Source organism: Vibrio sp. 10N.286.45.E10 (genome assembly GCF_002874195.2).
Taxonomy (GTDB): Bacteria; Pseudomonadota; Gammaproteobacteria; order Enterobacterales; family Vibrionaceae; genus Vibrio; species Vibrio crassostreae.
Genome location: NZ_MCWD02000002.1, coordinates 252899 through 264536 on the forward strand (window position 1 = coordinate 252899; position 11638 = coordinate 264536).

The following is an 11638-nucleotide window of genomic DNA, read 5'->3' on the forward strand; positions in this document are numbered from 1 at the left end:
AATCACACTCGGCGCTCAATTTAACCTAGGGTTTATCAATGAGTTTACTTAGTGTCCCATTTGTCGGAACAGGTGCAGATACTGCACTACACGTCGTGGCTGGCGTAGTATTGGTCGCAACCATCGCGGCAGCATGTTACGGGTTCTGGCGTGTTCATGAATTACCAATCAATAAAGCTCACAGTAAAGATCATCATCAGCTGGGTTTGATTACCGCATTAACATGGATTGGTTTCGTATGGCACTGGGTATGGGTACTCGCTGTAATCTTGGCATTTGTTGATATGGAAAAAGCCATCATCAACCTAAGAGATACATGGAAATCTCCGGCAGCACCGAAGGAACAGGCAACGACCGACAAGCAAGATGAGGAGAGCCAAGTATGTTAGAAGGCTTAGCAATTTGGGCACTGTTCATTTATTTACTCAGACTTATTGGTATGCCTTGGAACAAAGGCACCAAAGCATTCGCGTACCTAGGTGGTACATCTTGGCTATTGTTTGTGTGGGTCGGCCTACTCAACTTTACTCCGATGGATTTATCGGGCGGTTCGGTTGTTCAGTCTCCGCACATTCAATTGCGTCCAGACTCAACCAATGTGTCGGGTAAAACAACGAAAGTCCATATCCATCCCAACCAAGATGTGACAGAAGGACAACTGATCTATGAGATTGACGACACCAAATATGTGATTGCAAGAGACAAAGCAAGTGTTCAACTTGAGTCAGCAAAGGTCGCTTTAGACACGGCTCGCCAAGAAGTGAGCATTGCTAAAGTTAGCTATCGCTCAGCGCTAGAAGACATCAAAGCTTCAATTGCACAAATTGAGTCAGCGAAAACAGATTTAGTACTGCAATCAAAAACGCTTGATCGTTACCAGAAGCAAAACAGTGTCGTACAACACACAATCACTGAAACTGACATCGACCAACAAACGGCAAAGGTAGATTTGGCGACTCACAATGTGACTACGTTAGAATCTCAACTGAGCAAGAAAGAAGTCGATGCAGAAAACGCGAAACTCGACATTCACAAAGCCGAAACTAACGTTAGCAAACAACAAACAGAAGTGGATTCAGCGAAAGCAACCTTGGCTCAAGCACAATGGGATCTTAACAGCACCAAAGTCACGGCACCGACTGACGGCTTTGTAACGAACTTTATTCTTCGTGAAGGTCAGCGCGTTTCAATGATGCCTCGTATTCAAATGTACACCGAAGAGAAGTACGTGCTAATGCGAGTTAACCACCAAGCGATTCGTAATATTAAGGTCGGCCAACCAGCAGAATTTGCGACGGCGGTTTACCCTGGCAAGATATTCTCGGCAACCGTAGAAGGTATTGTTGAGGCGACGGGTGAAGCACAGGCGAGCTTGCTCGGTATCGATGAACAGGTGCGTGTCACCACAGGTCGGAACCTTCAGAACAAGCACCACTTTGTACGTTTAAAGATCGATGAAACAGAAGGCTACGATATTCCTGTTGGTTCTGTCGGGTTAGCGTGGGTAAGTGGTGAGAAACCGATTAGCTTCATGGCGTTCCTAGATGTAATACGCGGGATCATCATTAGAATGAAGTCTCAGCTGTACTTCTTCTACTCTATCTAATATGCCTGATAAGCAAAACAAGACAAAGCCCGTGCGATCTCAAATCGCACGGGCTTTTTTGGTTGCTTGCTTGCACAAAATTCCATATTTTTAGGCATAGGAAGAGTCCATAGAAGGCAAAGAACTCAGAGACACGCTGTGCTCGCCTTTCTTCTTATCTCATCTCATCTCATCTCATCTCATCTCATCTCATCTCATCTCATCTCATCGCGACACTAGATCATCAACACCTAGATCACCCAACACTATCATTAAATTGCAAATCGCAATTGCATAATGCGATAGGATAATTCTAAAACGCGAATAAAACACCCAAATACGCACCAAATTGCTATTAAACAGCCTATATTCGAGGTTTTAAAAGTTGGCACGCTACCTGCAATGTATAAATCGACCCTTCTTAAGCCGAGGGTCACCTAGCCAACTGACGTTGTTAGTGAACCTTATTCTTGTTCACAAAATATATAAGCCAATTGCGGTTATTGCGATTGGCTATTTTTTTGGCTGCCGTTTGACTAACCGCCCACCTCTCGATACAGACACCCATTCAATCGCATAACAATCAACATTCATAGCCAACTATCGATAGCAGATACCCAACACGCTATGGAAAACGTTTTCTATTTATTTTCATGAAATAAATGGAGAAGATAACCCTATGTTTTACAAGGCATTTAAGATGATAACTGATTCTCAAGCGCCTTTATTGACAAAATTAGCATTGACTATGTGATTTATATCACCATAATGCGCACGTTTGCCTGCAATACGGCGACCGTTAATTTTAATTTTGATCATTTGCGGAGGTAAAAAATGGCTGCTGATAATAACTACAGTCTAGGGCCGGTTCCTACATCGGCTAGGAAAGGAGTCGCTTCACTCACCATGGTAATGCTTGGACTCACTTTCTTCTCTGCAAGTATGTGGACAGGTGGTTCACTCGGGACAGGCCTCTCATTCAATGATTTCTTCCTCGCCGTTCTCATCGGTAACCTAATTCTTGGTATTTACACTTCTTTTCTTGGCTACATCGGCTCATCTACTGGCCTCTCCACTCACCTCCTAGCTCGTTTCTCTTTCGGTACAAAAGGCTCATGGCTTCCTTCTGCTCTACTTGGTGGTACACAAGTAGGTTGGTTTGGCGTCGGCGTAGCAATGTTCGCAATTCCGGTACAGAAAGCCACAGGCATTGATACCAACACTTTGATTATTGTGTCAGGTCTTTTGATGACGGGTACGGTGTACTTCGGTATTAAAGCGCTAATGGTGCTTTCAGCGATTGCTGTTCCAGCGATTGCTATTCTAGGTGGTTACTCAGTGTTGACTGCGGTAGACAGCGTTGGCGGACTAGAACAGCTACAACTGATTGAGCCAGAAACTCCAATGGACTTTTCAATGGCCTTAGCAATGGTTGTAGGTTCATTTGTTAGTGCGGGTACGCTAACGGCCGATTTTGTTCGCTTTGGTAAAAAGCCAGCAAGCGCAGTATTGATTACTATGGTTGCATTCTTCATCGGTAACTCGCTGATGTTTATCTTCGGCGCAGCCGGCGCAGCAGCAACAGGCCAATCAGACATTTCAGATGTGATGATTGCACAAGGACTACTGCTTCCAGCGATCATCGTGCTTGGCTTGAACATCTGGACAACCAATGAAAACGCACTTTATGCATCTGGCCTTGGTTTATCTAACATTACTGGTCGCTCAAGTACTACAATGTCTATCATTAACGGCATCATCGGTACGATTTTCGCGCTTTGGTTGTACAACCACTTCGTAGGTTGGTTAACCTTCCTATCGTTGGCGATTCCACCAATTGGTGGCGTAATCATCGCTGACTTCTTCGCAAACCGTAAACGTTACAAAGATTTTGCAAATGCAGAGTTCCAAACCGTTAATTGGGCTGGCATTATCGCGGTAGCAACAGGCGTAGCCGCTGGTCACTTCCTTCCTGGCGTTGTTCCTTTGAACGCAGTGTTAGGTGGTGCAATCAGTTACCTCGTGCTTAATCCTCTATTGAACAAAAAAGCTCTGAAATCTCAGGCCGCTTAAGGACACACTATGACAACCTTATTAATCAAGAACGCGAAACTTCAAGACCAAGAGGGCTTGAAACAGATTCTGATTGAAAATGGTCAATTTTCTCGCATTCTCGATAATGACGCACAAATCAATCATCAAGGTGACATCCTTGATGCTGAAGGTGGCATTGCAGTTACACCGTTCTGTGAACCGCACATTCACCTAGATACCACTCAAACCGCTGGTGAGCCTAACTGGAATATCTCTGGCACTTTGTTTGAAGGTATTGAGCGTTGGGCTGAGCGTAAAGAACTGCTATCAATTGAAGACGTAAAATCGCGTGCGAAGCAAACACTGAAATGGCAGATCGCTAACGGTGTTCAACACGTGCGCACTCACGTTGATGTATCTGATCCAACGTTAGTTGCGTTAAGAGCGATGGTTGAAGTTCGTGAAGAGATGAAAGAGTGGGTCGACATTCAGATCGTCGCATTCCCTCAAGAAGGCATTCTTTCATACCCGAACGGCAAAGAGTTGCTTGAAGAAGCAGTGAAGATCGGCGCTGACGTTATCGGTGCTATCCCACACTTTGAGTTCACCCGTGAATACGGTGTTGAATCTCTGCATTACGTGTTCGAACTTGCAAGCAAGTACGACTGCCTAATCGACGTTCACTGTGATGAAATCGACGACGAACAGTCTCGCTTTGTTGAAACACTGGCAGCCCTTGCTCATAAATTTGAGATGGGTGAAAAGGTAACAGCAAGCCACACGACTGCGATGGGTTCTTACAACGGTGCTTACGCTTCTCGCTTGTTCCGTCTATTGAAGATGTCTGGTATCAACTTCGTAGCAAACCCGTTAGTGAACATTCACTTACAGGGCCGTTTTGACGATTACCCGAAACGCCGTGGCGTGACTCGTGTGAAAGAGATGTTAGCAGCAAACATCAACGTTTGTTTTGGCCACGATGATGTGTTTGATCCGTGGTACCCACTGGGTACAGCGAACATGCTTCAAGTTCTGCACATGGGACTGCACGTAACACAGGTTATGGGCTACGACCAAATCAACAACTCGCTTGATCTGATCAGCAAAAACTCTGCTCGCACATTGAACATCCAAGACAACTTCGGTATCGAAGAAGGTAAGCCAGGTAGCCTACTGATTCTTCCTGCTGACAATGGCTTTGATGCAGTGCGTCGCCAAGTACCCGTGCAGTATTCAGTGCGCCACGGTAAGGTGATTGCAGAGACTCAGCCAGCGAAAACAAAAATTAACTTAGATCAGACTGAAGATATCAACTTCAAGCGTTAATATCGTCTATACTAATCATGAAAAGGAAGCTTAGGCTTCCTTTTCATTTTGTCACAGCGTGTAATTTTATAAAACTATCAGCTGTTCTAGGTGATTTTTGTTAACAAGCACAACATGACAAAAAAACTCGCTGATTTCTCAATCAATGAGTGTACAACCGGAAAGACTGTGTTAACATGCACTCGCTCTGTTAGCCGGAGTTATTTAAGTTAGATGAATAGTAAAAAATGACATGTAAAATCGTTACCCGTTTTTGTAAGTAGTTTTTCCTTATTTCTTAGCAATATTAAATAATTCAATTATCAGCGCATTGCAGTAATGCAATCAACAATTTAGAAAATTTATGAATAAGGGACAAATTATGTCTAACACAAATACTGGCACTGTAAAATGGTTTAACGAAGAGAAAGGTTTCGGTTTCATTTCTCAAGACAACGGCGGTGCTGACGTATTCGTACACTTCCGTGCAATCGCTTCTGAAGGCTTCAAAACTCTGAAAGAAGGCCAAAAGGTTTCTTTCGAAGTTGAAAACGGTCAAAAAGGCCTACAAGCAGCAAACGTTGTTGCTCAATAATTAGCTTTTAGCTAAAAAGAATTTTAAAGCGCTGATTTTTATCGGCGCTTTTTTGTATCTGCTTATAAATATTTCCACCTCCCTTCTGTATACAAAGCTTCACTCGTTTTACTCTTATCAGCGCAAGTCCTCTAAATCAAAGTTCTCCCAATTCAAGCTATGCCGTCAATTTACTTCGCTACATAAAAAACCACTTTAAGGTCACTGAGTCCACCTTTTGCCAAAAGCTTTGATACAAAATTCAGCCTATGTTCTACGGTGAATAACTAAAAATATGATTAAAGAACAATCTATTAGATTCAATTTATGATTGCGCAATCGATATTCATAATAAAAACGAGTTATTTATCCAATCCTCATCCATTAATCATATAATTTTTAAAGCAAAGACCTGCGAAATCCGCTAACCTTGTCGACAAGTGGCTTGAGTTAGTTTGGTATCTGCAGTAACAATAATGAAAAAAGACGAATTCCAGAAATCTACCGCTAATCTAAAAAAAGCGGTACCTCTTATGATGAAGAACAGGGTGTCCACCACACCTGCAAATTACGCACTTTGGTACACCTATGTCGATAATGCTATCCCGCAGCTAACTAAAGACATGGATGGTGTTTTAGAACACTACGGCATTTGCCCTCCAGCTGTTGGTGAACAGCTTTACAACAATTATGTTGCGAGTAAATCCGAAACCAATATCAACGACCTTCGCGCTAATTTGGAGTTGTTAGTTTCTGAAGTTTCTAACTCGATGAACGACACACTGACCGACACCTCTGCTTTTTCAGAAATGATAGATAAAAGCTTCGAAGATTTAGCTCGTGTTGATAATGAAAGTTTATCGATCGACGAAGTCATGTCTTTGGTTCGTCAGCTAGTTTCTGAGTCTCGTCATATTCGTCACTCTACTCAGTTTCTAAACTCTCAGCTGAACTCTGCTACATCAGAAATTACCAAGCTTAAAACCCAGTTGGTGGAAGTTCAGAAAGATGCGCTCTTTGACAGCACAACGACACTCTATAACCGTCGCTCTTTTGACCGTGATATAGAAACCTTGTGTGAAGCGAAACAATCTCTATGTTTGATCCTTCTTGATATCGATCACTTTAAAAACTTCAACGACACCTATGGCCACTTGTTTGGCGATATGGTTCTTAAAGGGATTGCTCGCAAGCTGAAGCTAAGTTGTCGAGAAGGTATTTCTGCCTATCGATTTGGCGGTGAAGAGTTCGCACTCATTGTACCTAATAAGTCTTTACGTATTGCTCGCCAACTCGCGGATACTAATAGACGCTCTCTAGAGAAGCTGTCGATTAAAGACCGTCGCAGTGGTGAACAAGTCGGTAGTATCACCGCATCGTTTGGTGTCGCTGAACTTGAACCCGGAGAGTCAGCGCAATCGCTGATCGAAAGAGCCGATAAGCTGCTTTACGAAGCAAAATCACTGGGGCGTAACCGAGTAATGCCTTTGTAAGACACACCATCACTGCTCGTATCGACATATTAGTCGGCTCGTATTGAAACTAGAAAGCCCCAAAGACATTATCTTCGGGGCTTTTTCTTTAGCTGTATAAATTGATTTAGCTACCTAGGGTTCACCGTTAGATCTGGAAGCAGTAATTCAGGCAGTAATCTTCACCACTCTTTGCTCTGAACTCTTTATCTTCGCTGCATGCCTTTGGTTTGCCCTTTGCATCACCTTGAATCAAACTGATCCAGTGGCGCATCGCTGCAATGGTCTCTTCTCGCATTGTGGTTGTTACTTCCATTGGTGATTGGCCAAACGTGGTGCATGACTCCAACTGAATATCATCGATTTCTACCAGTTCAATACAACCTGTCCCTTTATGGCAACCAAACATCACCTCTAGGTGGCTTCCACTACCATCTCTGAACAAGATAGAGTCTGGGTCACTCTTCTCACCCATGTACGCTACAAACTGTTTAGGATGCTTTAGACCGCTGTGCTGACCATCTTTAAAGTAAGCCATGATATGACGGTAATCTACTACGTAGCTGGTTACGTCTTGATGTGAGCCATTCTCTAGTGGGAATAGTCGATCAAGCAGCTGCTTTGCTTTCACTTGCTTTTCAGTTTGCTGGTTTGCACTGATTGTCTCCACGGCAAAGACAGCTTCAGCGATAAATGGCTTTGATTGTTTTTGGATTTCTGTTTTATCGAATGTAAGCATATTCATAGTCTTTCCCTCTTGACCAGTCCGGTGATAACCACCGATTTCTACAACAAAAATGTGTCCTAGAGCAATTATTCCAAACTAACGTTTAATTTATTTGTCATTTTGTGAATTGCTTAGTTTGTAGATTAGCGCTTTTTTACATACAATTTCACAACAAAAATTTTACAATGTGAATTTTACAAATATGGCCTTGTCAAAAAGTTTAGTTCGTCAGTCACACTTCCTAGGTACTAAAATACGTAACCTAAGAAAACGTAACCATTTAACGATGGAAGATCTGTCTGCGCGTTGTATTAGAATCAACCCAGAATACGCACCTTCCGTTTCTTACCTTTCAATGATTGAACGCGGAAAGCGGGTTCCAAGCATCGATATGCTGGAAGTGATTGCGCAGGTCTTTCAGAAGAACCCAACCTGGTTCCTCGACGATGAATCTGAACAACAAGCCATTGCCCCTGATAAAGGGAATCGTGGTGGAATAAGTGGCATGGCACTCGAGCCTAGCTTTCTTTTCTCCAACGACATCCTGCAAATTGCGATTCCTGAGATGCTGTCACAAACGGGGATTTCAGGCCGTCAGTTTGCACACCTCTTGATTAGGGCACACCAAGAGAGCAACCAGAACCACTTCCCTGACCTTGAACGCGCTGCAGAGGAAGTTGGCCTAAAACGTCTCAACCTCAGCGTAGAAGACCTTATAGACATCGCTAGAACCCTTGGAATCAACATCCGTTGGGTAACGCGAACGCCGCAAGACGTAGTTGATGAGCTCGGTATTAATGCCAAGCAACTGGTTACATCATTCTTTGAGCCTCCGGGTACAATCTTCTTAAACGAGATTCTTAAAGAATACCCAACTCGCCTGAAATACGACCTCTCGGTTTATATTGGCCATTGCATTTTGCATAGCAAAGAAGGATTAAAGAGTGTGTTGTCGGTCGGTAACAACAATACATGGGATGACAATCAAGTCTCAGGCTCTTCCCAGCTCAACTCTCAAGACATTCTTCAAGCATGGCGTGACTTTGAATCCAGCTTCTTTGCTGGCGCTCTGTTATGCCCGAAAGTCCCGTTCAGACAGCTGCTCGACCGTACTGGTTACGAAATCGACGTTCACCAAAGAGCAGGGGTTTCCCCCTCTGTTGCGATGCGTCGAATGACGGTAGTATCGCCCTACCCTCACTGGCACTATTTTGATGCTTATGGGCCGGGGAAACTCAAGGCGGTGTACCGCGGGAACGGGATTCCATTGCCTTGGGGAAATATGAGAACAGTCGCTGACCCATGTCAACATTGGGCTGTGTTCCGTCGATTATCTGAACCCCGAGCGGGTAGCTCTGCTCAAATCTCCATTTTAAATGTGGGTGATGAGCCAAGAATCTACTGTTGTGAATCCATCAATATGACGGATCCTGCGGGTAACAATCGCGTTTTGTGTGCTGGTATAGATCTCAATCCAGCGATTGATGCTCAAGGTGGTAATTCGAGAGAAATAGCAGAGCAACTTAAGGCGTCATGCGTCAACAATGGCGGCTCTGTAGCAATACCGCGTAACATCAAGAAAGATCTCACGACAATAGCCAAGATTCTAAATATAAATTGGATTGAACGTGGGATAGAGACAGAGGCGAGGCTTATCTGCTCCAGAGGTGGAGAATGCCCACGCCAACCAAGCTGTTATTCTAAGTGTGGTGGGTAAAAAGTAATAACAAAAATAGAACCTAAAATTCAGGCAAAAAAAAACCAATCACAAAAGGGTGATTGGTCATATATTTTGTGTGAACAATAAAGGTTCACTAACAACGTCAGTTGGCTAGGTGACCCTCGGCTTAAGAAGGGTCACCGTTACTAATGCAGCATGCGTGCCAACTTTTAAAATACGTATTTACTACGCATCTGGACACGTATTAGCCTTAAATTCTTGTTTGTTTTGCAAACTGGAATTGCAAATTGCAAGAATCCACAAAAATGCTAGTGATTATGTTGTTATTAATAAATTATTAATGATTCATTACCCTTCCCAAAATTGCCGTATTTCCCATAGGTTCAATCACTTTAAACAGCGATTAACCTCTCCTAGGTTATTCAACATAAACGGTTACTAAACATAAACAACGCCCATAAAAAAACGCGAACATTGAAATTCAATATTCGCGCTTATTTGAGTTAGATAGTCACTAATTAACGAGAACTCTCCTAAAAAGCATTCTCGTCATTGGACCTCTATAGTCTATCTAGAGACTCTATTTCTGAGGAGCTGGCTTAGAGCGGCTTCTCGATGGTGAAGGTTTGTTGCCCGCCGGCTTATTTGACGACTTGCTTGGACCATAGCTACCGCCGTAGCCGGACTTCTTAGGCTTGCCTGCAGGTTTACCCGCGTTGTTTGACTTACCAGTACCGTTAGATTTACCCGCACCGCTTGGTTTGCTCAGCGTGTTCTGAGAACCCGCGTTATTTGCAGCAGGTTTATTGCCCGCATTGCCGCGTTTAAAGTTACTGCCATTGTTTCTTACTGATTTATCTTCACCAGTCGCGGTTGAATTGTTTTCAGTTGGCTTCTTTCCAGACGTTGGCTTACGCTTTGGCGCAGACCCTGTACCCGGTACGTGACGCTTATTCTTACCTGCTGGCTTGTGACCACGAGCGTTGTCACCAGAACGTTGACCGTCTGCGTGTTCACGTGGTTGTTTCGCTTTCTTCGGCTTCTTAGGCTTGATTGGACGTGTATCCAAACGAGACTCAGGCAGCTTGTTTACTGGCGAGAAGCCTTCAAGCTCACGACGCTCTAGCACTTGTTGAATAAGACGTTCAATACCGAACAGCTCACCCACTTCATCAGCACAAACCAATGAAATCGCTTTGCCTACTTCACCAGCACGGCCAGTACGACCAATACGGTGTACATAGTCTTCTGATACATGTGGAAGATCGAAGTTAACCACTTGAGGCAGTTGTGGGATATCGATACCACGTGCTGCGATGTCTGTCGCTACAAGTACTCGAACCTTACCCGTTTTGAAATTCTCTAGGGCTTTGGTACGTGCGCCTTGGCTCTTATTACCGTGAATAGGCGCCGCTGTGATGTCTTGCTCTTCAAGGAAACGAGCAAGCTTATTTGCACCGTGTTTTGTTTTACTGAACACCAGCACTTGTCGCCAATCATTATCTTTGATCAGCTTCGCTAGCATTGCGCTCTTTTTCTTTTTATCTACTGGGTAGATGCTTTGCTCAACGGTTTTAGCCGTAGAGTTTGCAGGACTGACCGAGATCTCTACTGGGTTATTCACCAAGCCTTTTGCCAAGCTACGGATATCGTCAGAGAAGGTTGCAGAGAACAATAGGTTCTGACGCTTCTTAGGTAAGAAAGCCAAGATCTTACGGATGTCACGGATGAAACCCATGTCTAGCATGCGGTCCGCTTCATCTAACACTAGGATTTCTAGTTGGTCAAAACGCACGGCATTTTGGTTATATAGGTCAAGTAGACGACCCGGCGTCGCCACCAACACATCACTACCTTTACGCAGTTTTTGCATCTGAGGGTTAATCTTCACACCACCAAACACAACCGTAGAAGTAAGTGGTAAGTTAATACCGTACTTCACTACGCTGCCATTTACTTGCGCAGCAAGCTCACGAGTTGGCGTTAACACGAGCGCACGAACTTGGTTCTGACGTACGCGAGAGCCTTTTGATAACATTTCAAGAATAGGTAGCGTGAAGCCTGCAGTTTTACCGGTACCTGTTTGAGCAGCGGCCATAACATCTTTGCCCGTTAGGACAGCTGGTACGGCTTTCTCTTGTATTGGTGATGGCTTATCGTAACCTTGTGCTTCAATAGCTTTAAGGATAGGTTCAGAAAGGCCAAGGGAGGTAAAACTCATAGATTATTTTCTCAGTTGAATAACATTTAGTATGAGCAA

General features: G+C 43.9%; 9 protein-coding genes. 7 read left to right on the forward strand and 2 right to left on the reverse strand.

All coding sequences use genetic code 11. The features are described from left to right. Window positions 1-38: 38 nt before the first annotated feature. From BCU34_RS14265 to BCU34_RS14290, 6 genes are all read left to right on the forward strand, one after another. Window positions 39-389 carry a hypothetical protein gene (locus BCU34_RS14265; RefSeq protein ID WP_048659050.1) on the forward strand — a complete coding sequence of 117 codons (351 nt, stop codon included), beginning with the start codon at window positions 39-41 and terminating at the stop codon, window positions 387-389. Beyond that, on the forward strand, window positions 383-1606 hold the full coding sequence (locus BCU34_RS14270) for an HlyD family secretion protein (RefSeq protein ID WP_102432675.1): 1224 nt from the start codon (window positions 383-385) through the stop codon (window positions 1604-1606). The genes BCU34_RS14265 and BCU34_RS14270 overlap by 7 nt, the downstream gene beginning before the upstream one ends. Window positions 1607-2419: 813 nt before the next feature. Further along, a complete protein-coding gene (codB, locus tag BCU34_RS14275) occupies window positions 2420-3658 on the forward strand; it encodes a cytosine permease (protein WP_102432673.1) in 1239 nt (412 codons plus the stop codon). A gap of 9 nt (window positions 3659-3667) precedes the next feature. Further along, complete coding sequence (locus BCU34_RS14280; protein WP_102480512.1) at window positions 3668-4945, forward strand: cytosine deaminase; 1278 nt, start codon at window positions 3668-3670, stop codon at window positions 4943-4945. 361 nt (window positions 4946-5306) lie between these two features. After that, a complete protein-coding gene (locus BCU34_RS14285) occupies window positions 5307-5519 on the forward strand; it encodes a cold-shock protein (RefSeq protein WP_004730009.1) in 213 nt (70 codons plus the stop codon). Window positions 5520-5974: 455 nt separating this feature from the next. After that, a complete protein-coding gene (locus BCU34_RS14290; RefSeq protein ID WP_048659046.1) occupies window positions 5975-6991 on the forward strand; it encodes a GGDEF domain-containing protein in 1017 nt (338 codons plus the stop codon). 127 nt (window positions 6992-7118) lie between these two features. Here BCU34_RS14290 and BCU34_RS14295 read toward each other — a convergent pair whose 3' ends face one another. Continuing rightward, window positions 7119-7715 carry a malate synthase gene (locus BCU34_RS14295; RefSeq protein WP_102479372.1) on the reverse strand — a complete coding sequence of 199 codons (597 nt, stop codon included), beginning with the start codon at window positions 7713-7715 and terminating at the stop codon, window positions 7119-7121. A 169-nt stretch (window positions 7716-7884) separates the two neighbouring features. On the opposite strand from BCU34_RS14295, the gene BCU34_RS14300 reads away from it, so the two are divergent. Continuing rightward, on the forward strand, window positions 7885-9414 hold the full coding sequence (locus BCU34_RS14300; RefSeq protein ID WP_080967367.1) for a DUF3612 domain-containing protein: 1530 nt from the start codon (window positions 7885-7887) through the stop codon (window positions 9412-9414). Window positions 9415-9958: 544 nt separating this feature from the next. On the opposite strand, the gene BCU34_RS14305 is transcribed toward BCU34_RS14300, so the two are convergent. Beyond that, window positions 9959-11599 carry a DEAD/DEAH box helicase gene (locus tag BCU34_RS14305; RefSeq protein ID WP_048659043.1) on the reverse strand — a complete coding sequence of 547 codons (1641 nt, stop codon included), beginning with the start codon at window positions 11597-11599 and terminating at the stop codon, window positions 9959-9961. Window positions 11600-11638: the final 39 nt, after the last annotated feature.

Excerpts from the sequence above, each read along its gene's own strand:
- BCU34_RS14265 (WP_048659050.1), top strand. The coding sequence starts at position 39 with ATGAGTTTACTTAGTGTCCCATTTGTCGGAACAGGTGCAGATACTGCA.
- BCU34_RS14270 (WP_102432675.1), top strand. The coding sequence starts at position 383 with ATGTTAGAAGGCTTAGCAATTTGGGCACTGTTCATTTATTTACTCAGA.
- codB (WP_102432673.1), top strand. The coding sequence starts at position 2,420 with ATGGCTGCTGATAATAACTACAGTCTAGGGCCGGTTCCTACATCGGCT.
- BCU34_RS14280 (WP_102480512.1), top strand. The coding sequence starts at position 3,668 with ATGACAACCTTATTAATCAAGAACGCGAAACTTCAAGACCAAGAGGGC.
- BCU34_RS14285 (WP_004730009.1), top strand. The coding sequence starts at position 5,307 with ATGTCTAACACAAATACTGGCACTGTAAAATGGTTTAACGAAGAGAAA.
- BCU34_RS14290 (WP_048659046.1), top strand. The coding sequence starts at position 5,975 with ATGAAAAAAGACGAATTCCAGAAATCTACCGCTAATCTAAAAAAAGCG.
- BCU34_RS14295 (WP_102479372.1), bottom strand. The coding sequence starts at position 7,715 with ATGAATATGCTTACATTCGATAAAACAGAAATCCAAAAACAATCAAAG.
- BCU34_RS14305 (WP_048659043.1), bottom strand. The coding sequence starts at position 11,599 with ATGAGTTTTACCTCCCTTGGCCTTTCTGAACCTATCCTTAAAGCTATT.